This is a genomic window from Gemella cuniculi DSM 15828, assembly GCF_000425665.1.
Classification (GTDB): domain Bacteria; phylum Bacillota; class Bacilli; order Staphylococcales; family Gemellaceae; genus Gemella; species Gemella cuniculi.
Map to the genome: position 1 here is coordinate 171,061 of NZ_KE384432.1, position 22,302 is coordinate 193,362.

Here is a 22,302-nt window from a genome sequence, read left to right on the forward strand (position 1 = left end):
TACTATTTAATAATATAATAATTATTAATACTGTATTACAATCGGAATGCTCCTATATAAATAAAAATCACTTTAGATACATACTCAAAAGTGATTAAGGTTTATTTCAATATAATATTTATATCCAAGAAAACACACCACAATCAACACATAATACGCCCTTATACATAAACTTGATATTATTAGTTTAAAAATATAACATAGCATATTATTTTTATTTCAATGGCTTATCCTCTCTTTCATTACTTTCACGTTAAGTATATCATTTACTATTTAACAGTGTCAAGAATAAAAAATTTATCAAATATACTTTACACATAAAATTCAGTCAATACTAGTTCCTATTTATATTAACAAACTATTTACTTGACCAAAATATTTATTTTTCATATAATCTTGTAATATACTAAATTTTTAGGAGAATAAAATGAAATTAAACTCTTTAGCTAAGTTTTCTTTACTTAGCATTTCTATATTGTTAATGTCGCATTTAGCTATCTCTCCTGTCATACCTAACTTATATAATTTTTACCACAATCAAAATCCTAACATAGGTTTGGCATCTGTAGAAACTTTGGCGACAATCCCGGCAATGATGATAACAATTTTTGTTTTAATTAGCAATTTTGTTATTAAATTTATTGGGAAAAAAAATACCGTTTTACTTGGACTTATATTAATATTTATTTTTGGATTAGTCCCTATCTTTACAACAAATTTTAAATTAGTTTTAATCAGTAGACTTTTCCTTGGGGCTGGTATAGGACTTTTTAACTCATTATCAATAAGTTTAATCAGCGATTTTTTTGACGGTGAAAGTCGTGGAACTATGATTGGAATGCGTACTGCTTTTTTAAATATTGGTAAAGCACTAACGACATTTATATCTGGATACTTACTTATCTATGGTGTTAAATATGTATTTTTAGTCTATGCATTAGCACTTCCAATATTTTTATTATTTTTATTTTTTGTTCCAAAAGTAGAAAATCAAAATGATAAAAAAATTAGCATCAAATTCCATAAAGAAACCATTATTTTAACTCTTCTTACTTTTTTTGTAGGAATTTCTTATATGGGGGCAACGATAAAAATCCCAACACTTATTGTTGAAAAATATTTGTATCAGGCGGACATGTCAAGAAATTTACTTACAGTATTAGCAATTAGTGGAACTTTTTCAGGATTTTTATTTGGTCTATTAGTCAAAAAATTTAAAGATTTAACTTTAACTATTATGCTTAGTTTTATGGCAATAGGAAGTTTTATTTTTGCTATTACAAACAATATTTTATTATTTTTTATAGGAGCAATTCTTATTGGAATCAGTTTTGTTGGAACAATGTCCTTTAATTTTTTCTATATTTCTAAAAAATTAGAAAATAAATTTATTAATTTTGCAACCAGCATATTGTTAGTTGGCGGAAATATAGGTGTTATTTTAACACCAGTTATTTTAACAAAACTTCCTGAAACATTAAGTTTGGAAAAATATATCACACCATTTTATATAACTAGCATATTGATGTTTATTTGCACTTTACTTAGTTATTTCAGTTTAAGAAACAATAAATAGATTATATTGTTCATTAAAATAATGAGTAAATAAAAAGAAGAAAGCTATAATTATAGTTTTCTTCTTTTTTGTTATTTCCAGTAATAAGTTATTATAAATAATTTAAGAGAAATAATATATATTAACTTTTAAAATTTCCCACACTCAATTTTTAAAATGATTTCCCTAAAAAGCTACCAAGAATTTCTACACTTACTGGAGAACGATAATCTTCGAATAAGGTTGTATCTGTATTTAAAGCTGAAATTTTGTCCATATCTTTGTCATTTAATTCAAAATCAAATATATCAAAATTTTGTTTTATGCGTGTTGGTGTAACTGATTTAGCAAGTGACACAAGTCCACGTTGTAAATGCCAACGCAGCATTACTTGTGATGTTGTTTTTCCATATTTTTCGCCTATTTCTGTTAAAACAGGATTTGTAAAAACATCAAATTTCCCAGCTGCCAAAGCTCCCCAACTTTCCGTAACTACTCCTTTACTTGTAAAATAATCTTGGTCTGTTTGTCGTTGATTAAATACATGTAATTCGATTTGATTCAAAGCAGGAGTAACTTCATTAAAAATAGAAAGATTGGCTAACTGTTCTGGTAAGAAATTAGATACGCCTATAGCTTTTATTTTTCCTTCTTTATATAATTCTTCCATTGCTCGCCACGCACCAAACACATCTCCTACTGGTTGATGCAATAAATATAAATCAACATACTCCATATCTAATTTTTTCAAAGAATCTTTAAAAGCAGATTTTGCTCCTTCATAACTAAAATCTGAAATCCACAATTTTGTGGTAATAAAAAACTCTTCACGTGGGATTCCTGATGCTTTAATTGCTTTCCCTACTGCTTCTTCATTTCCATATACTTGTGCAGTATCAAATAAACGATACCCTACTCGAATTGCTTCTTCAACTACTTTTTGACATTCTTCCATATCCGGAATTTGAAAAACTCCAAATCCTACCATAGGCATTTCTATTCCATTATTAAGCATAACATATTTCATTTTCTTTATCCTTTCATATTCAAATTTATCAATTATTGTCTAGTCCACTAATGATTTCTAAAAATAGTATACTATTCTTACAAAAAAATGTACAATAGAAAATTTTCATCGTAGTATGCAATTAACACATAGCATAATATGTTCAAATTCAGAAATATACAATATTTTTTCACGAATTAACTTTTATAGGTTAATAAAATACAAAAATAGTGGCTTTGCCACTATTTTTTATAATTGTAGTTGATATTTAATATTTTCAAATCACGTGTTTAAAACTTCAATTTATTTTTACTTTTGATCATTTAAACTTTTCTTATATTAACAAAATCTGTTGGTGGAACGTTATCCTTTCCGAGATCAGGTTGACCTGCCGTTATCAAAATATAATCTCCTTTATTTGCTAAACCTGAATTTTCAGCATAATTTGAAGCAAACTCTAACATTTCTTCCATTGACAATGTCTTAGGCTCTATATAAGAAACTACCCCTCGAGTTATTGCCAACTTTCTTGCTTTCTCCTTTGTTGGAACTACCGCTAGTATTGGCACTTTTGGTCTATATCTTGCAATAAATTTTGCAGTACTTCCCGATTTTGTATATGTTACTATATTATTTACATCAACTACATCCAATAAATATTTAGTTGAAATCGAAATAGCATGAGCAATATCCATCTTATGGTTTTTATACTCACTATCATCTTCCTCAATAATATTTTGAGTTTCTATATATGTAATTATTCTATCTATAGTTTCCAATGCTTCCCTAGGATAACTACCTGTCGCTGTTTCTTCAATTAACATAATCGCATCAACACCATCTATAATAGCATTCGCAACATCTGATACTTCTGCACGAGTCGGTCTTGGATTATAAATCATAGAATGTAGCATCTGAGTTGTTAAAATTACTTCTTTGGTCGCATCATTAGCTTTTCTTATAATTTCTTTTTGTATACTTGGTAAATTTTGATATGGCATCTCCATTCCAAGTTCATCACGATTTATCATTATAGAGTCAGCAAATTTAATAATCTCATCGATATTTTCATATGCTTCTTTACAATCAATTTTTACAATTAAACCAATGTTTTCTTTTCTATTTTCCTTTAATATTTCTCTAACTTTTTTTATTTCATCTAAATTACTAACAAATGGGCAAGCTATAAAATCAACATCTTGTTCACAAGCAAATTTAATATTTTCTTCTTCTATTTTTATTAATTTATATTTGCTTTGTGCATATATATGATCTAGATCATATATAATAGCAGTATTTTTATTTAATTCTTCACGTAAAGACTTTATCTCTTCTATTCTTTTTATATTTTCCTCATTACTCCCATAATAAGTATCTATTAAAACCGCATCAACCGCACCATTAACAATATTTTTTAAAATATTTTCTGTGCTATTTCCTAGCGTTGCTATTATTTTTACTTTTCTTGTCATAAATATATCCACCTTACGTAAAACGTTTTCTAAATAAATTATAACACATTAAATTCTAATTGACTATATTAAAAAAAATAAAGTTAATATTTTTATTTAAAATAACAAAAACTAGAAATAACGATATATTTATTTCTAGTTTTTAATTTGTGATTTTTATTAATGTATTAAATTATTATCTCTTTTTTATTATCATTCTCTAAATAATGTAAAAATTCACCAAATAAGTTTTCCATTTCTTCATAAGTATTAAGATAGTTTAGTTCTTTTTTCACTTTAGTACCACCTTTAATACCTTTCATGTAGTATGCAGCATGTTTTCTCATTTCGTGAACGGCTACTTTCTCTGGTTTAATTTCCATAAGTCTTCTTAAATGCAAAAGACAAACATCTATTTTTTCTCTAGGAGTGGGCTCCTCAGATAATTCTCCGGTTTCTAAATATTTTACTGTTCTATAAAGCATCCAGGGATTTCCTAAAGCCGCTCTACCAATCATAACAGCATCACACTTTGTATCATCTAACATTTTTTTAGCAAGTTCTGGTGTTGTTATATCACCATTCCCAATTACAGGGATTTTTAATTCTTTTTTCACATCACGAATTATATCCCAATTAGCTTTCCCACTATACATCTGTACCTTTGTTCTTCCATGAATAGCTATTGCACTTGCTCCAGCTCTTTCAGCATTTTTCGCATTATCCATAACATAAATATGCTCATCATCCCAACCCATTCTCATTTTTACCGTAACAGGTTTCGATACTGAATCTACTATCCTTGATATTACTTCATATACTTTATCAGGATCTAATAACAATTTACTTCCTGCATCAACTTTTGTAATTTTAGGAACAGGACATCCCATGTTTAAATCAATAATATCCGCCTCGGTATTTTTATCAACATATTTTGCAGCCTCTACCAAACTATCAATTTCTCCACCAAATATTTGCAAACTCAAAGGACGTTCTCTTGGGTCAATATACAACATGTTCATAGTTTTTTTGTTATTAAATAAAATTGCTTTATCACTAACCATCTCTGCACATACAAGACCTGCGCCAAACTCCTTTGCAGTAAGCCTAAATGCCGCATTACAAACTCCTGCCATCGGAGCGAGTACCACTCTGTTTGGTATTTCTATTTCTCTAATTTTAAACATTTTCTATCCTTTCACTTTATACACTTTAATTTCATCTGTAATTTTATCTAATGATGTTTTTATACTTTTGTTATCAATAATTACATCACCAAACAATTCATATATAGGTCTCAAAACAAAATTTCTTTCGTGAAGATATTTATGGGGAATTATTAATCTTTCATCATTAAATTTTTGATTATTATACTCAATGATGTCAATATCTATTGTCCTATTTCCCCAGTGTTCTTTTCTAACTCTACCCAAATCTAACTCAATTTTTTGAATTGCATCCAAAAGTTCATATGCTGAAAAATTACATTTAACTTCTACACACATATTTAAAAATTTCCCATCAGCTACTCCTCCCCAAGCATGTGTCTCATAAATACTACTCTTTTTTAAAATTTTTATCTCGCTTTTCTCCATTTGAATTAAAGCTTTTTGTAAATACTCTTCTTTAGGATCAATATTTGTTCCTAGTGCTAAAATTATCATATTATAAGTTCAAAAACTCCACACACCCAGCCTCTATCATAACTCCACACTCTTCGAAATGATATTTTATTGGAGCTGCTGGTTTATTAATTTTTAATTTAATATATGTGATTTCTGGAAATTTATTAAAAAGATTTTTCAGAATTTCGCCTGCTAAACGTTCTAAAAGATTAAATGTACTTTGGGTTGTTACTTCAACAATAGTTTGTGTAATATCTGCATAACTGACACTATCGTTAATATTATCATTAAATAATGCCGTTTTGTATTTAACATCACATTCCACCTCAAAAATAAAATTTTGTCCTAATTTATTTTCCTCGGGAAATAATCCGTGATGAGCAAAAACTTCTATATTTTTTACAAATAACTTTGTTATCATCTCAAAACTCCTTTGCAACTTTCATATAACTATAAAATTTTATCATATTTTTAGTTTTTTCTCTATTATTAAGTATTATTGATACTATTTAATTTCTATGAACATATAAAACACAAAAATATAAAACTTATCAATATCTTTTTTATGCATACTAAATTTGATAAAAAATAAAGACTATAAAATCGTTAAAAATCTTATAGTCTTTTTTAATTACTATTTAAAAACTTAATTTAATTTTCTTTTTAATAAATATAATCCAATAAATGCCAAACCAAAACCAACTAATGACAAATTATTTCGTGTTACACCTGTTTTAGCTAATATTTTTTTATTAGGTTTTGTAACCTCTTCTTTTTCTACTTGATTATTTCCTTTATCTTTAGGAACATTCTGTTTATTATTAGAATTGTGCTTTTCTTCTCTAGGATTACACTGATTTTCAGATTTTCTTTCCTTACTAAAATCTATCTGAACAATAACTGGATCATGATCTGATGCTCTTCCATGTTCTTCCATAAATGAAGCATTAATATGAACTGGAGAGAAAACAACTTTATCTTCTATATTTCTTGAAACAAGAATATTGTCCAGACTCTGATTACTTCCTCTATAAAAATATGAGTATCTATCTGCTGCATTATGTTTTAACATCAAATTAACAAGCTCATCTCCAACTATAGTCTTAACAGTTTCTGAAAAATCAAAATCATTAAAGTCTCCAGTCAGTACAAATTTCAGATTTGGATTTTGTTTCAAACCTTCTTTTACGAAATTATTCAAAATTTTCGCTTCTTTCAATCTTTTTGGCAAAGTATTTTGAACTGCTGGTTGGTTCAATCCATAAATAGCATCATCTCCTAATTTTGATTTCAGATGATTAGCTATAACAACTACTCGCTCACCTTTAAATTCAAATTCCGCCGCTAAAGATTTTCTAACTTTGTCAAATGCAGGATTCGTAGGGTCTATTCTTGAAGGATTTTTTGCTAAATGTCCATTTTCAAATTTTGCTGCCTTTGTACTCCCCCAATTTCTTTTTCTATTAATTTAACTCTGTCAGGATTATACAAATAAGCCACTCTTATATTTGCACCTGGTTTTCCTCCATCTTTGCCATCAACAGGTGCTATTTCAACGTATTTATAATTTTTTCCACCTAATGATTTTATTCTATCAGCTAATTTTTCACCACTCTTAACACCAGAAACCTCTCCATTATTTATTCCACCATTATTATCTTGAACTTCTATTAAAGTTATTATATCCGGACTATGTATCTCATTTATAAATGATTTGGCAATCTTATCTACTTTCTCTTCTGGAGTTTCATCATGCCCACTATTATTGGCAGAAAAGTTTTCTATATTGTACGAAGCTATAGTCAATTTATCCTCTGATGGATAGATCTTAGAAATTTCTCTTCTTAACCCACCATCTGTTATTGCTGGAACTTTTATTGGATCAATTTTAAAAGTTTTATTTTTATATGTAACTACTCCTTCTATATTTTCAGTAAAATAATCTTTTGCTTTTGCTATGTATTTGTTACCTACTACTATTGGAATAGTTTCTGTATTTTGAACTCCAGAACGCAAATTAACGCCACCAATATTGTTTAGAGGTAACCCTACATAATTTTCAGGCAAAACATATATATCCCCCTTATACTGTGGTCCTAGGACACGTGGTTTTTCTACAACTGTAAGCATTCCTTCTAAGCTTTCCCAGTAGTCTAAAGCTTCTGTCTCAGGATTATAACTATTAATATTATTATCCACTATATCTTTTGGCATATTGGCCGAAATATTAACCGCTTTAGGTAGTGGTGCTTTCCCCTCTTTTTTAATTTTAGCATCAATTAATTCTGTAACAGTTAAGCTTCCTGTTGGTTCTTTAAAAGTAGAGCCAGATTTTACACTATACTCTTCCATATAGCCTTCTTTTACTGTCGCTTCTATAGATAGCTTATCACCTGATTCTACTTTTTCTTCAGAAGCTACATATATGGCATCAGAGGTTTTTTTGTTATTATCTGGATTTGTATCTTGTACATAAAATCCTGAATTATCTTTTTTAGTAACTACCACATTACTTAGTTTTACTCTTTTTCCTTCCAGTGGTGATCTATGCCCCTCACCTTGAATTTCTCCTATATTAGCTACTGCCTGTATATTATTTTCTGCTTTCGCAATATAGGAAATAGTTGGCATTACGCTCACTCCTCCCAATACTGCACTCGCTAAAAGCAATGGTAATTTGTACTTTTTCACAATAAATTTCTCCTTATTTTGTTTGTATTTCTATTTTACTATTTTTTCTAAATTAATACAATATTTTTTAGCAAAGGTTTACAATTTTTTCAATTAACAAATTATTCTTTGTTATTCTATAAGTAGAAAACCAAAAAATCTTTAGCGTAAATTATAAATTTACACTAAAGATTTAAAAACAATCTAAATTACTTCTTCTGTCTTATTGACCTAAAACAAAAATATCTTCATTTTGTTTTTCTTCTTTTTTGTTACCTTTACTCAAAAATGAAACTTTATTTGCTATAATCGAAAGTTGATAATGATTTACACCATTTTTATCTTTATAAACATTATTATTCAAACTTCCCACTACATTCAATAAGCTACCTTTATCACAATACTTGGCAGTATTTTCTGCAATTTTTCCAAAAGCTGTAAACTCTAAAAAATCCGTTTCATACTCACCATTTTTATTTTTATAATCTGATTGCACTGCTAGTGTGGCTTTTAGATAATTTCGTCCTCCTTCACTTTCTTTTAATTCCGGTTTTTTTACCAGTCTTCCTATTAAAATTACCTGATTTAACATATCTTTTCCTCCCTATAATATATATTGTAATTTAGATTGCTTATAAAAACATTCCAGAGATCCTTAATAAAATTTATCTTTATAAATTAAAGATACTCTGTATTTACTTATGAATTAAAGTCACAAAAACTTCTCCGTCTTCAAGGAATTCTGCATTTATATAATTATCACCATCAAAATGTAAAACTTTTCCAGGTTCTACAACATAAGTCTCACTATCATTTAAAAAAACTTGAACTTTTCCTTTTACCACTGTAAAAACCACTAATGCCTCTGGGTGATTATGTCTTGATATTAAATCTCCCTTTTCCCCTACTTTTTTCACCAACTTAAATCTATCATGTTTCTTCAATAAACCTGCTTCACCAAAAACTACTCCTATTTTCATTTTTATTCTCCTTTCACTCAAATACAACTATTATTTTATTAAATTGTATTCTTTTGCTACTGCAATGGTTTTTTATTAACAAAACAAACAAAGTTCATATCTGTCTTTAATTTATTAAATGTTAATCTCATTTTTACAAACTGTTTTCGATTTTCTGATTTTAATCCATTTTTTACAATTTTTAAAGTATTAAGTACTCCCTCATCTGATAACATTCCTTTTAGTGTCATTAACGTAAGTTCCCCTTGTAATGAATTAACAGTTTTAAAACCAATTTTTGAAAATAAATCAACCCATTCTTTTTTCGGAAGAGGAAAAACATTTATATTGATGGCTGATGATAAATCTTTTTTTGTTTCTTCATAATTATTTACCAAAGAAATATCATGAGTAAGGAGCAATCCACCATTTTTTAAAACTCTATAATATTCTCTTAGTGCTTTTTCCTTACTTTTATCACTAAACATAGTTAACATAGCTTCATTGATTATATAATCAAAACTATTATCTGGAAATTCTAAATGAAATGCATCTGCTTTTAAAAATTTAATATTTTTTAAATTTTGTTTTTCTGATTCTTCACAGGCTTCAGCAATGGAAACCTTATCTACATCAATTCCTATAAAAGCTGTTTTAGGATACTTTTTAGCTAGCTGCAATAAATTTACTCCTCTATTACAAGCAACTTCCAAAACTAAATCGCCTTCTTTAAAATTAGTGTGGGCTAATAAAAAATTTGTTCCCCTAAGTCCTCCAGGTCTTAGTCTAGTCTTTCCTAATTTTTTTAAAAATTTATGACCTAATTCTTTTTTCAAAATGCACCCTCCTAAATATAACTTTCAATATCTATTTTATAACATATCTCTGAAGAATACTAGTTATTTATTAATATTTAGATTATATTTTATAAAAATACAATGAAAATTTAGTAATTTATATGTGTCTAAATTTAAATTTTTTATGAAAAAAGAGGCCGATTATTCAGCCTCTTTAATAGATATAAAATTTTTTATTTTACCAATTACATCTGTGTAGCTTTTTTTAAAAAACGTTTTTTGAAAAACAAATTTTTGGAATCACTATCTGAATTACCAGAATGTTCTCTGTTAAATTCTTTATGATTTACAGAATTTGAATTTTCATTCAAAGACTTAAAGAAATCTCCAATAGCTCTAAATGGTGCTGTTATAGTTTTAATAGCTTTAGCTATCTCTTCTAACGGAGTTTTGTTCATACGACTAAACCCTTCTGCAAAATAATATGCTTTTTCTCTTTCTTTTTGAGTCATTTTTTGTGCTTCTTTATATACACCATTTATAAAATTATTATTTGCCTTTCTGCTAAAATATCCATATTTATCATACTCTATATCATGCTGTTTACATAGTGCATCCAATCTATCAACTGGTGCTGGACCATTTTTTATGTCCCCGTACCCTGGTCCACAATAATTACCATGTAACGCTTTAAACGATTTACCATTTCTATTTTTCATAACATAACCTAATATTTTCCAAGTAGACATTTTTTTTATTTCTTCAGGCGTTGCAATTTTAGTTTTTTGTTTTTGATTGATTGCCACAACTTTTTTATTTACTAAATTTGGTTTTTTATTTTTAATTTTTGACACTTTAAAGTTTTTCTTCTTACTATTATCAATAATTGCCCCTAATTTTTTATCTTTTCTCATTTTTGTCTTACTTATTTTAGGTGTTGATACTTTATTAGTTACCGTTTTAGTTGTATTAGGTGATTTCTTATTTTTTGTATATGTTTTTTTATTTTCTCTTGTGTATAAATCAGCCTTTACAACACTCTGTTTAGTTTTACCTTTTTTGTTTGATGAAATGTTAGTTTTCTGATTACTACTAGTTTTAGTATTCACAGCTTTTGTATAGTTTTTTTCTTTACTTTTATTAACATTGGTTTTTGAGTTTTTATTTGAATCCACCACCTTATTTGTTGAATAAGATTTTGAATGTTTTGCTCTTCCTATGTTTGTTTTTGACTTTGTTTCTTTATTTGTATTATTTTTTGAGCTTTTACCTATATTTGAATTCGTTGCTCTACTTGAATTTTCTTTAACATTTTTGCTTCGAGAAGTCGAATTTGTTTTTGAACTTCTTCCATTACTATTACTATTACTATGCGAACCAAAACTTCCTTTTGTACTTGAGCTCTTTCCACTTGAAGCTAAACTACTCTTAGAATTTTTTCCGTAGTTATCTTTATTATGTGAACTTCTGGAACTTTCACTAGTGCTTTTTCCTCCATGTGATGCTGAACTTCCCTTAGAAGTCGCACTTTTTCCATGTGATGCTGAGCTTCCTTTGGAACTTCCTCCTCGACTTCCTCCGTGTGACGATGAGCTTCCTTTGGAACTTCCACCTCGACTTCCTCCATGTGACGATGAGCTTCCTTTGGAACTTCCACTTCGGCTTCCTCCATGTGATGCTGAGCTTCCTTTGGAACTTCCTCCTCGGCTTCCTCCATGTGAACCTGAATCGCCTCTAGAACTTCCACCTCGGCTACCCCCATGTGAACTTGAACTTCCCTTAGCGAATACATCGTGGTGATTATCAGTTATTGCCGCAGCACCACATAGTAATGTTGTTAACGCAAATATTGTTAACCCTTTTTTCATACTGTTTCCTCCTTTGTGTTGTATTAAATTAGTTAACTTTAAAAAGTTAACTTTTAAGTATACTATAACACTATAAATATCATTTATCAATTATATTTGTCATCAATTTCTAATAGAAAAAATTATTTTATTATAATAATTATCATCAAATATACATTAAATATCCCTTATAATTATTTTATATTCCATTAACCAACCTTATTATTTTTTTTTTATATTCCTATGTTTATAATCAAATTTATTTCATACCATCTATTTACTATTTAAATATCTACTATTATTATCCTATTATATAGAAATATCCTTTTTTTTATTAATTAAAATTTTTATATATTATTTTGTCTGTTTATCTATTTTAAAATTATATCTAATTGATAAATTTATCATTATAAAAATAAAAAAAAACTTAATGTAAATGTAAACATTAAGCTTCTATTCTAAAATCATTATAGGTGTTACTCCAGAAGATTTATTTATAATTGCAAATTTTACAATTACTCTACCTAATCTAGTTACTTCTATTGGAGAATATCTTCCTCTTAGAAAAAATTTTAAAACTGGTGATAGTTTTATAAGCAAATCTTCTAGTTTTCTTTCTTCGTCACGTTTTGCTATTAATAATAAAGGTCTATATATTCGTAAAATACCCAATTTCATATTTTTCAAACTTTCTTCTAGCTCTCCTTTTAGTGAAGAATAAAAATTTTTTGACTTACTATTGGCTCCTAAAGAAGAAACAACATTAAAACTTTTTACTTTATTATTACATAGCTTTGCAAAATTAATTGTATAATCTAAATCTATCTTTCTCTGATTCTCTTTTGTTTTTGCAATCTTTATTGTAGTCCCTAAAGGGTTAACCTCTTAGGAACAGAGAAAATAATAAAACTTGGAAAAGAGGTAATTCTCATGTCAAATACGAAAAGAACAGGACAAACAGCCCTTTACGAGCGTTTAAGTCGTGATGACGAAATGCAAGGAGAAAGCAATTCCATCACCAATCAAAAACAGTTACTTGAAAGCTATGTCGAAAGAAACGGCTTTGTAATATCTATCACTATACCGATGACGGAGTAAGCGGAACAACCTTTGATAGAGAGGGATTTCAAAAGATGATAAAAGCAGTAGAAGAAAACAAAGTATCTACTGTGATAGTAAAAGATATGAGCAGGTTTGGCAGAGATTACCTCAAAGTAGGCTTTTACACCGAAATACTTTTCAAAGAAAAGGGTGTAAGGTTTATTGCCATCAATAACGGAATAGACAGTGAAAAACAGGCAGAAAGCGACTTTACCCCATTTCTAAACATTATGAATGAATGGTATGCAAGAGATACTTCAAGAAAAATACAATCTATCTTCAGAGCAAGAATGGAAGAGGGTAAAAGAGTATCGCCAAGCGTACCATACGGTTATTATAGAAACCCAAAGAACAAACAGGAGCTACTTGTCGATAAAGAGAGTGCAAAGGTCGTAAAACGCATTTACAGGCTTGTTATAGAGGGATATGGAGTAACACAGATAGCAGAGATACTAACCAAAGATAAAGTCCTTATTCCGTCAGCCTATGCAGAAATACACTATCCTGAAAATAACCACAGTTCCAAGAAAAGAGGAATAGACGATCCATATTTTTGGACACCGACCACAGTTGGATATATTTTAGAAAAAAGAGAATACATGGGACACACTGTACTTGGTAAAACAATATGCCTTGATTACAAAACCAAGAAACGCAGAAAGGCAAAAGAAGATGAACTCATTATCTTCAAAAACACCCATGAAGCTATCATTGATGAAGAAACATGGAATAATGCGAGGAGGCTAAGAAAAACAGTAAGAAGAAGTCCGAAGTACGGGACAACCTCACACCCTTTTACAGGACTTTTAGTCTGTTCAGATTGTGGAGGAAAGCTAAGTTATCGAGAGCCGGCAGAACACAAAGAAAAGAAGTACGATTGTGATTATTGCTTTGTATGTCAACATTACAGACACAGAAAAGGTTCTTGCAGTATGCACTACATCAAAGTAAAAACAGTGAACGAAATACTCCTAAAATCAATCAAAGAAATCACAGACTTTGCCAAAGAAGATAAAAAAGAGTTTCTAAAAGTGATGAACAAGTTATCCGACGAAAAAAGAGAAGAAAAGTATCAAGAGGATAAAGCAAAATTAGAAAAACTGTCATCAAGAAATGAAGAGCTAACAATCCTTATTACAAAGCTATATGAAGACCACGCACTTGGGAAAATTCCCGCAAAACACTTTGATAGATTATTTAACACCTATGATATGGAGCAACAAGATTTAGAAAAACAAATACAGTATTTTGAAGAAGAAATAGAAAGCTATCATCAGAGAAAAGTTGATACTGATAAATTCCTAAAAATGATAGAGAAATATACAGATATTGAGGAACTGACAGTACCAATGATAAATGAATACATTGAAAAAGTTGTAGTCCATGAAGCAACAGGAGGAAGAAAAGGAAAAGACAGAAAACAACAAGTCGATGTGTACTTTAACTTTATAGGCAACTGTCAAGTACCACATGATGAAAATAATCATAGAAAAAATAGCTTTAAAATGGTATAATACTGTTAATTATTCAGAGAGAGAAATTAGAATTTGTGGGGAGGTGATTTTTTTGAGAGTGTACAAAGATAAAGAAGAACTCAAAACTGAAATAAATAAAGCATTTGAGAAGTATATTTTAGAATTCGACAATATTCCAGAAAATTTAAAAGATAAGAGAGCTGATGAAGTTGATAGAACTCCAGCAGAAAACCTTGCTTATCAGGTTGGCTGGACAAGTTTAGTTCTTAAATGGGAAGAAGACGAAAAAAAGGGGATTCAAGTAAAAACACCATCGGATGAATTTAAATGGAATCAACTTGGTGAATTGTATCAGTGGTTTACGGATACCTATGCTCACCTATCCTTGCAAGAATTGAAGACAAAATTAAATGAAAATATTCATTCTATCTATGCAATGATTGATTCGTTGAGTGAAGAAGAATTATTTGAACAGCATATGAGAAAGTGGGCTGATGAAGCGACCAAAACAGCAACTTGGGAAGTATATAAGTTTATTCATGTAAATACTGTTGCACCTTTTGGAACTTTCAGAACAAAAATCAGAAAATGGAAGAAGATAGTACTATAAATCCCAGTTTGTTGAAATGAAATAATTAAGTAAATACAATAATATAGCAACTTACAAAACAGTAAATCAAATCGGTTTACTGTTTTTTCTTTGCTCAAAAATAAAAAGAAAGGAAAACAGAAAATGAAAAACATAGATGAAAAAATCTTAATGGCAGAAGAAGAAATCAAGCAATTACAAAACAAAAGAAAAAAGCTCATCAGTCAGCAGAAACAGGAAGAAAGAAAAAAGAGAGATAGACGGCTTTATGAAAAAGGAGCAGTCTTTGAAAGTATTTTTACCGAAAGCAAGGACTTCACCAAAGATGAATTTTATCAGCTAATCACATTTTCAAACATTAAAGAAGCAGTAAATCAAAAGATCCTAAAAATCATAGAGAAGCGAGAAGAAAGCGAAAATCAAAATACAGAAAATCAAGAGGAAGAAACGGAAACAGAGGAATAGTCCCTTGTTTACAAGGGCGCACTTATACACCTTAACAGGTGCGTGCGTTCTCCGAAGGCTCTTGCAGAGGGCATATCAGCTAACGCTGATACAGGGGAGCTACACTCCCCTACGGAAATAAATTTCCTACCCCTTGTGTACTTCCCAAAAGAAATCGGATAAAAAGCAATCCGATTTTTTTAGGAAGTCTTATCTATCGCCACATCAAAGTATTAGAAAAACGGAAAGGAGGCTTTTAACTATGGCGATATATCATTTTTGCATAAAAATTATCTCAAGAGGCAAAGGCAAAAGTGCAGTAGCAGCTTCCGCTTATCGTAGTGGCGAAAAGATAAAAAACGAGTATGACGGAATAGACCATGACTTTACAAGAAAAGGAGGAATAGCCCATACAGAAATTCTATTACCGCAAAATGCACCACAGGAATTTGGTAACCGTTCTATTTTATGGAACAGTGTCGAGAAAATAGAAAAAAGTAAAAACTCACAACTGGCAAGAGAAATAGAAATTGCATTACCTAAAGAACTAAATCGAGAAAAACAGATAGAGCTTGTACGAGAATATGTAAAAGAAAATTTTGTAAAAATCGGCATGTGTGCCGATATTGCTCTACATGATAAAAATGACGGAAACCCACACGCACATATCTTACTTACTATGCGACCGTTAAACGAAGATAAAACATGGGGAGCAAAATCAAAAAAAGAATATATCCTTGACAACAACGGGGAAAAGATAAAACTCAAAAACGGTAATTACAAGACAAGGAAAATTGACACAGTTGATTGGAACGAACAAGATAAAGCGGAACAATGGCGAAAAGCATGGGCAGATATTGCAAACAAATATCTTGAAGAAAACAGCGCATACAGGAAAAAGTTGACCATCGTTCTTATCAAAGACAAGGCATAGAGCAAGTACCGACCATACATTTAGGAGTATCAGCAAGTCAAATGGAAAAGAATGACATAGGAAATATCAACCGAAAAATCAAACATCTGAATAAGCTATTAAGAAAAATTGCAAGAAGAATAAAAGCCTTGCTAAATTGGATAAGAGGAATTGGAAAAAAGGAAAAAATAGAAAATGAAAATACAAAGTCCACGCTTCCACCAAAAGAAAATCTACTATCCATTTTTGAAAATCTTATCCGTAGAAATGCAGATAACCATAATACAGACTTAGAGAAATATATTGAAAATTATCAGCTTCTAAAAGAGAAAAATATTATAAGTATCAATCAATTAAAAGAAAGCATAATTACTTTAAGGGATAAAAATTACAAGGCTACAAGAGTTATCAAAGATACTGAAAAAAGAATTGATGATAAAGTACAACTTATATACCAAGCGGAGAAATATTTGAAGCATAAGGATACTTACAAAGCCTATATAAGCTAAAGAAAAACAAACAAGATACTTTTTCTACAATGAGCATACCGCAGAGATTATTCTGTTTGAAAATGCCAAGAAATATCTGAAAGAACATTTAAGAGGAAGCAAGACCTTAAATATATCCAAATGAAAATCGGAAGTAACAGCCTTGAAGAAAGAAAAAGATAGTCTGTATTATCAAATCATAGACCTACGAAAAGAAGTTGAACAAGCTGAAAGTGTTAGAAACTGTATAGAGCGCAATTACAGAAACAAGAGAAGCGACTATCACAGGTAAAGAGGAACGAGTTAGACCTATACAACCGAGTGAAAAAATGATATAATGTAGGATAAGTATTTGATTTTGGAGGTGCTTAAATTCATGGATGAAAGAGAGAAAATCATTCGTTTATGGTTTGATATGTGGCTTATACAACAAGACTTAGGGATAGATGATATTTTTTCAGATGATGTAATTTATATTGAGAGCTGGTGTCCTAAGTATGAAAATCGGCAAACAGTAAAGCACTGGTTTAATGAGTGGAATACAAGAGGAAAAGTGCTTGCATGGGATATAAAGCAATTTTTTCATAAGGATAATCAAACTATTGTAGAATGGCACTTCAAAAACAAAATGAATGAGGGAAAAGTTGAAGAGTTTGATGGTATTTCTTTGATTGTTTGGACAACCGATAATAAAATCAAAGCATTAAAAGAGTTTGGTTGTAACTGCAATAACTACAATCCTTATAAAGAGAGTGATATTCCCTTATTTAGAGATGAAAAAGTAAATTGGTTTTAGGAGATAGAATATTGATAGAAAGTAGACCTGAGTTTGACAAAATTACATCGTTTGATGAGTTTAATAAATACTATTGGTATCGTGAAGAACTTTCACAGATATGCAAGTCATTAGGATTAGAACATAGAGGTACAAAACAAGACCTCAATTATATTATTGAGCAGTACTTTAAAGGTAATTTCATTAAAAGGTCATCAATAAAAAATGAAAAAAAACGAGTAGAAACTATTACCTTAGATACGCCATTACTTGAATGTGATTTTTCCTTTAATGCAAAGTTCAGAGAATATTTCTCTGTTTTAACAGGTATCTCACCATTTAAATTTACTGCTGATATGGCAACAGCTTGGAGAAAAGTAAAAAAAGAAAAAAATTTGAGCTTTACAATTCAAGATATGCTAAAAGTTTATTATGGAAAATCAAATTATGCGAAGTATGATAATTCAGTTTGTCAATGGAATCAATTTTTAAAGGATTTTTGTGCAGATAAAAATAGTTACAACTACTCAAACAAATTAAAAGTAGCTGCTATTCTTTGGAAAGAAGTTAGAAATTCAAAAAAGGAAAAAATCTATTCAAAGAATCTTTTAACTGAATACGAACATAAAATAAAAGTGTATTACAAGTAGGCAATTCCCAACTTGTTAAACTAACAATTTAATAAAAACTAAAACAGAACAGTAAATCGAAAAAGGTTTACTGTTTTTTCTTTGTCTAAAAGTGGAAAGGAGGACTTATGGAAGCAGAAAAAAGAGAAATAAAAGAACCACCACATAAACAGTTAATAATGGATATTGGAAAGACAAAATATACTGTAAATCTACATTTCAAGCAAGGTACAGGGGAAACATACAAGGATAAAATATTAAAGCTAATCAAGAGAGAAACAGAGAAGATATAAATTTGTCAAAGAAATTTTGTTTATATCCTTGACAAATCTTCCCAAATGCGGCAAATACATCTGAATGGTTTAATATCTCTATATTAAAGTTTGGTTTTTCAAAGTCTATAACTATCTTACTTAACCTCTCAGAATCAGGTGGCTTATTAATAGAATTTCTTCCCAATACATATACTCTTCTATAGATATTATTTTCCAAAGCTTCTTTTAAAATTTCCTTTCCTACTGCTCCTGTTGCGCCAATAATTACTGCAGATTTTTTCATACAATATCATCCAATATCATCTCTCCTATTATGTCTCTAAAAAAACAACGAAATCAGTGCTAGTATGGGTAACCCACCTTGTTTTAAAATTATTTTTTTATCACTAGTCACCCCACCGTATATTGCTACTAAAATAATATATATTAATATCATTCCTACCATTTCTTTGGGATTTTGTGAAAAAAACACACCATAAAACAATGCTACTCCTAATAAACCATTATAAACTCCCTGATTTTTAAATAATACATTTAATGATTGTCGTTTTAGTTCCTCCTGTGGAATATTAAATACTCTACTAGTATTTTTAGAATCTGTTGCAAAAGTTTCTAGATACATAATGTAGAAAAATAATATTGCTACTAATATTGTTAAAATTGTTGATAATATACTCATAATAATATACCTTCTTTCTTATTTTATGTTTTCACTAAACTTAGATAATAACTTTACCAAATTTTTTAAATCTTCATCAGTAAATTTCTCATTTATTATATCTCTTATATTTGTATTTTTATCACATTTTTTTATTTCAGATTTGGCATAATTTGTAACTTTCACATATATTTCTCTATTATTTTTTTCATTCCTACACCTTATTATATACCCTTTATTTTCTAAAATCTTTAAATGCCTAGTAATTGCAGCAGCATCTATTTTTAAGAACTCACCTAATTTTCTTTGAGTACATATAGAAACTTCATTTAAATACATTAATATTTGATACCTAGTTAAACTAACCCCAATTTCTTCTTCAAAAATATTTATAAGTCTTTGATCTATTATTTTTAAATTGTAAAGTAATTCTCCAAATTCTTTTATTTCCATAACTTACTCCTTAACAGTTGAATTATTGATAAGTCAATAATATTTAATTGATTTTTATAGTATATATCTTTATTATTGACTTGTCAATGATTTATTTACTATTTTCTTAATAATTTTACTTTAAATAACTAGATTACATATAATAAATTCGGGGCATAAGAAAAACTCATGCACCCGAATTTATAAAATTTAATTTTAGATTTATAAATATTTGCTGGCTTCTCTTATACTCAACGAAGCCATATTCTCAGAATTTACTTCTATAAAACGTTTCACCCAGATTGGATTTGTTTTTGAATAATCACGTAATGCCCAACCTATCGCTTTATTAATGAAAAATTCTTTTTGGTTTAAATTATTTACCAATATCTTTTCTAAAAGTTCAACATTCATTTTTTCTTTACGTAGAAGTTGATGGTCTATCGCAACTCGGCACAACCAAATATTCTCATCAACACTCCACTCTAAAATGATCTCCTGCATTTTTTTATTATCATATACTAAACTTCCTACTACTCTATCTAGTATATCTACCGTATCCCACCATGACTTAGTTATAACTAATTTTTTTAATTTAGGTAAATCCTCTGCTACTAAAGCTTTTTTCATAGTTTTCAAATACTGAGCAGCAATATATTGACATTCTCTTTTTTCATGTTGCCAACAAATTTCTACAAAATTCCAATCTATAACGCCCAACTTTTTAGCCTCTTTAAAATAAGATTTACAAATTTCAACTCTTTTGGGAGCCGTTACTCCAAAAAACTCAAACTTATTTCTCATATATTTCGACATATCTAAAGCACATACCTTATCTTCATGTGCTTTAAGATCAGTTATTATGTTAAATAAATTCATAACTATTTTCTATTGTCCAAACTCGCTTTAATAAACCCTGCAAATAGTGGATGTGCTTTTTCTGGTCTTGATTTGAATTCTGGATGGAATTGCCCAGCTACAAACCACGGATGTTGTGGTAATTCTACGATTTCAACCAATCTACCATCTGGACTAACTCCTGATAAAACTAAACCTTTTTCTGTTAATCTGTCACGGTAAAAGTTGTTAAATTCGTATCTATGGCGGTGTCTTTCCGTAATATTAATCTCACCATATTCTTTGTGTGCTTGAGAATTTTCAACTAGTGTACAAGGATAACTTCCTAATCTTAAAGTTCCTCCCATCTCAACTACATTCTCCTGATCTGGAAGTAAGTTTATAATTGGATATGGAGTATTTGGATCTAATTCTGACGAATGTGCCCCAGTCAATCCACAAACATTTCTTGCAAACTCCACAGCTGCAAGCTGCATTCCTAAACAAATTCCAAAGAATGGTACTTTGTTTTCACGTGCATACTTAATTGCAGTGATTTTCCCTTCAACTCCTCGATCACCAAATCCACCAGGAACCAAAATTCCATCAGCACCTCTTAAATATTCATTAACATTTTCTTCTGTAATATCTTCCGACTGAATCCAATCTATTTTTATTTTCGAATTATATTTATATCCTGCATGTTTTAACGATTCTACCACTGATATATATGCATCATGAAGTTCAACGTATTTACCTACTAAGGCAATTTTCACAGTATCTTGTAAATTATCCACTCTCTTAACTAAACTTAACCATTCTGTCATATCCGCTTCTGGAGCAGTAAGACCAAAGTGTTTTAGAACTATATCATCAATTTTTTGCTCTTTTAAATTAATTGGTAATTCGTATAAATTACTTACATCACGACTTTCTATAACATTTTGTTTTGGAATATCACAGAATAATGAAATTTTTGCACGAAGTTCATCAGTAAGTGCAAGTTCATTTCTTACAACAATAATATCTGGTTGTATCCCTAAACCACGTAATTCTTTAACAGATTGTTGAGTTGGTTTAGTTTTCATCTCTCCTGCAGCTTTTATGTAGGGAAGTAAAGTACAATGAATATAACATACATTATCACGACCTAAATCACTACGAATTTGGCGAATTGCTTCTAAAAATGGCAGTGATTCTATATCACCTGTTGTTCCTCCAATTTCAGTAATTACAACATCTGCATCACTCGACTCACCTGCTAGAAGAACTCTTGATTTAATTTCATTTGTAACATGTGGAATAACTTGAACTGTTCCACCCAAATAATCTCCACGACGCTCTTTTTCAATTATCGAAGAATAAACCCTTCCTGCCGTCACATTTGAATATTGTCCTAAACTAACATCAATAAATCTTTCATAATGTCCTAAATCTAAATCTGTTTCCGCTCCATCTTCTGTTACAAAAACTTCTCCGTGTTGATACGGACTCATAGTTCCTGGATCAACATTTAAATATGGATCAAATTTTTGTAATGTTACTTTCAATCCTCTATTTTTTAGCACTCTTCCTACTGATGCAGCTACAATACCTTTTCCTAATGATGATACTACTCCACCTGTCACAAAAATATACTTTGTCATCTTTTTCTCCTTCTTAAAAATAATAAAACCCCCTACGAAAATCGTAGGGGGTGGTTTCTTCTATCACTCTTTTAGAGTGCCCGTATATTATTCTAGCATAACATTATATTTTACGCAACTAAAATATTTT

27 protein-coding genes are annotated in these 22,302 nt (G+C 29.6%); 10 read left to right on the forward strand and 17 right to left on the reverse strand.

Annotated elements, in window-relative coordinates:
- Positions 1-427: 427 nt before the first annotated feature.
- On the forward strand, positions 428-1,576 hold the full coding sequence (locus H612_RS0107015) for an MFS transporter (RefSeq protein WP_027130799.1): 1,149 nt from the start codon (positions 428-430) through the stop codon (positions 1,574-1,576).
- 151 nt (positions 1,577-1,727) lie between these two features.
- Here the strand turns inward: H612_RS0107015 and H612_RS0107020 are convergent, their stop codons facing one another.
- The 12 genes from H612_RS0107020 to H612_RS10180 all read right to left on the reverse strand — a co-directional run bounded on the left by H612_RS0107020 (position 1,728) and on the right by H612_RS10180 (position 12,588).
- The gene (locus tag H612_RS0107020) at positions 1,728-2,582 is read right to left on the reverse strand and encodes an aldo/keto reductase (RefSeq protein WP_027130800.1); all 855 of its coding nucleotides are present in this window, start codon (positions 2,580-2,582) and stop codon (positions 1,728-1,730) included.
- A gap of 302 nt (positions 2,583-2,884) precedes the next feature.
- Positions 2,885-4,033, reverse strand: a complete 1,149-nt coding sequence (locus H612_RS0107025; RefSeq protein WP_027130801.1) for a pyruvate kinase — start codon at positions 4,031-4,033, stop codon at positions 2,885-2,887.
- Positions 4,034-4,200: 167 nt separating this feature from the next.
- Positions 4,201-5,199 carry a tRNA dihydrouridine synthase DusB gene (gene dusB, locus H612_RS0107030; RefSeq protein ID WP_027130802.1) on the reverse strand — a complete coding sequence of 333 codons (999 nt, stop codon included), beginning with the start codon at positions 5,197-5,199 and terminating at the stop codon, positions 4,201-4,203.
- A 3-nt stretch (positions 5,200-5,202) separates the two neighbouring features.
- On the reverse strand, positions 5,203-5,676 hold the full coding sequence (folK, locus tag H612_RS0107035; protein WP_027130803.1) for a 2-amino-4-hydroxy-6-hydroxymethyldihydropteridine diphosphokinase: 474 nt from the start codon (positions 5,674-5,676) through the stop codon (positions 5,203-5,205).
- A gap of 1 nt (position 5,677) precedes the next feature.
- Positions 5,678-6,058 (reverse strand): dihydroneopterin aldolase, encoded by a 381-nt coding sequence (gene folB / locus H612_RS0107040; protein ID WP_027130804.1) that lies wholly within the window; start codon positions 6,056-6,058, stop codon positions 5,678-5,680.
- Positions 6,059-6,283: 225 nt separating this feature from the next.
- The gene (locus H612_RS10290) at positions 6,284-7,105 is read right to left on the reverse strand and encodes an endonuclease/exonuclease/phosphatase family protein (RefSeq protein WP_342663383.1); all 822 of its coding nucleotides are present in this window, start codon (positions 7,103-7,105) and stop codon (positions 6,284-6,286) included.
- A complete protein-coding gene (locus H612_RS10295; protein ID WP_245570465.1) occupies positions 7,045-8,328 on the reverse strand; it encodes a hypothetical protein in 1,284 nt (427 codons plus the stop codon). Before H612_RS10295 ends, H612_RS10290 begins: the two co-directional genes overlap by 61 nt.
- A gap of 202 nt (positions 8,329-8,530) precedes the next feature.
- Positions 8,531-8,899 (reverse strand): single-stranded DNA-binding protein, encoded by a 369-nt coding sequence (locus tag H612_RS0107050; protein WP_027130805.1) that lies wholly within the window; start codon positions 8,897-8,899, stop codon positions 8,531-8,533.
- A gap of 103 nt (positions 8,900-9,002) precedes the next feature.
- On the reverse strand, positions 9,003-9,287 hold the full coding sequence (locus H612_RS0107055) for a cupin domain-containing protein (RefSeq protein WP_027130806.1): 285 nt from the start codon (positions 9,285-9,287) through the stop codon (positions 9,003-9,005).
- Positions 9,288-9,343: 56 nt separating this feature from the next.
- Positions 9,344-10,102 carry a class I SAM-dependent methyltransferase gene (locus tag H612_RS0107060; RefSeq protein ID WP_027130807.1) on the reverse strand — a complete coding sequence of 253 codons (759 nt, stop codon included), beginning with the start codon at positions 10,100-10,102 and terminating at the stop codon, positions 9,344-9,346.
- A gap of 206 nt (positions 10,103-10,308) precedes the next feature.
- Positions 10,309-11,931 (reverse strand): phospholipase A2 family protein, encoded by a 1,623-nt coding sequence (locus tag H612_RS0107065; protein ID WP_027130808.1) that lies wholly within the window; start codon positions 11,929-11,931, stop codon positions 10,309-10,311.
- A gap of 432 nt (positions 11,932-12,363) precedes the next feature.
- Positions 12,364-12,588, reverse strand: coding sequence for a Rossmann-fold NAD(P)-binding domain-containing protein (locus tag H612_RS10180; RefSeq protein ID WP_027130809.1), 225 nt, complete (start codon positions 12,586-12,588; stop codon positions 12,364-12,366).
- 252 nt (positions 12,589-12,840) lie between these two features.
- Between H612_RS10180 and H612_RS10435 the strand changes: the two genes are divergently transcribed.
- The 9 genes from H612_RS10435 to H612_RS0107105 all read left to right on the forward strand — a co-directional run bounded on the left by H612_RS10435 (position 12,841) and on the right by H612_RS0107105 (position 18,617).
- Complete coding sequence (locus H612_RS10435) at positions 12,841-13,008, forward strand: recombinase family protein (RefSeq protein WP_342663380.1); 168 nt, start codon at positions 12,841-12,843, stop codon at positions 13,006-13,008.
- Positions 12,981-14,525, forward strand: coding sequence for a DUF4368 domain-containing protein (locus tag H612_RS09285; protein ID WP_342663384.1), 1,545 nt, complete (start codon positions 12,981-12,983; stop codon positions 14,523-14,525). Before H612_RS10435 ends, H612_RS09285 begins: the two co-directional genes overlap by 28 nt.
- Before the next feature lie 58 nt (positions 14,526-14,583).
- On the forward strand, positions 14,584-15,096 hold the full coding sequence (locus tag H612_RS0107080) for a ClbS/DfsB family four-helix bundle protein (protein WP_425402103.1): 513 nt from the start codon (positions 14,584-14,586) through the stop codon (positions 15,094-15,096).
- Between the two features lie 123 nt (positions 15,097-15,219).
- On the forward strand, positions 15,220-15,540 hold the full coding sequence (locus H612_RS0107085; protein ID WP_027130811.1) for a DUF3847 domain-containing protein: 321 nt from the start codon (positions 15,220-15,222) through the stop codon (positions 15,538-15,540).
- Positions 15,541-15,781: 241 nt separating this feature from the next.
- Positions 15,782-16,453, forward strand: coding sequence for a MobQ family relaxase (gene mobQ, locus H612_RS10515; protein ID WP_281170300.1), 672 nt, complete (start codon positions 15,782-15,784; stop codon positions 16,451-16,453).
- On the forward strand, positions 16,450-16,941 hold the full coding sequence (locus tag H612_RS10520) for a hypothetical protein (RefSeq protein WP_281170304.1): 492 nt from the start codon (positions 16,450-16,452) through the stop codon (positions 16,939-16,941). The genes mobQ and H612_RS10520 overlap by 4 nt, the downstream gene beginning before the upstream one ends.
- A gap of 355 nt (positions 16,942-17,296) precedes the next feature.
- Entirely contained in the window at positions 17,297-17,716 is a 420-nt protein-coding gene (locus H612_RS0107095) for a nuclear transport factor 2 family protein (protein ID WP_027130812.1), read from the forward strand.
- Between the two features lie 14 nt (positions 17,717-17,730).
- Positions 17,731-18,345 carry an SAP domain-containing protein gene (locus H612_RS0107100; protein WP_455327362.1) on the forward strand — a complete coding sequence of 205 codons (615 nt, stop codon included), beginning with the start codon at positions 17,731-17,733 and terminating at the stop codon, positions 18,343-18,345.
- Between the two features lie 107 nt (positions 18,346-18,452).
- Complete coding sequence (locus tag H612_RS0107105) at positions 18,453-18,617, forward strand: transposon-encoded TnpW family protein (RefSeq protein ID WP_027130814.1); 165 nt, start codon at positions 18,453-18,455, stop codon at positions 18,615-18,617.
- Here H612_RS0107105 and H612_RS09980 read toward each other — a convergent pair.
- The 5 genes from H612_RS09980 to H612_RS0107130 all read right to left on the reverse strand — a co-directional run bounded on the left by H612_RS09980 (position 18,592) and on the right by H612_RS0107130 (position 22,172).
- Positions 18,592-18,882, reverse strand: a complete 291-nt coding sequence (locus tag H612_RS09980; RefSeq protein WP_027130815.1) for a Rossmann-fold NAD(P)-binding domain-containing protein — start codon at positions 18,880-18,882, stop codon at positions 18,592-18,594. The two genes, H612_RS0107105 and H612_RS09980, sit on opposite strands and share 26 nt — an antisense overlap.
- Before the next feature lie 36 nt (positions 18,883-18,918).
- Entirely contained in the window at positions 18,919-19,278 is a 360-nt protein-coding gene (locus H612_RS0107115; RefSeq protein WP_027130816.1) for a DUF1304 domain-containing protein, read from the reverse strand.
- Between the two features lie 18 nt (positions 19,279-19,296).
- Positions 19,297-19,710: a MarR family winged helix-turn-helix transcriptional regulator gene (locus H612_RS0107120; RefSeq protein ID WP_027130817.1), complete on the reverse strand. Its 414-nt coding sequence runs from the start codon at positions 19,708-19,710 to the stop codon at positions 19,297-19,299.
- 201 nt (positions 19,711-19,911) lie between these two features.
- Positions 19,912-20,568, reverse strand: a complete 657-nt coding sequence (locus H612_RS0107125; protein WP_027130818.1) for a DNA alkylation repair protein — start codon at positions 20,566-20,568, stop codon at positions 19,912-19,914.
- A 2-nt stretch (positions 20,569-20,570) separates the two neighbouring features.
- Complete coding sequence (locus H612_RS0107130) at positions 20,571-22,172, reverse strand: CTP synthase (protein WP_027130819.1); 1,602 nt, start codon at positions 22,170-22,172, stop codon at positions 20,571-20,573.
- Positions 22,173-22,302: the final 130 nt, after the last annotated feature.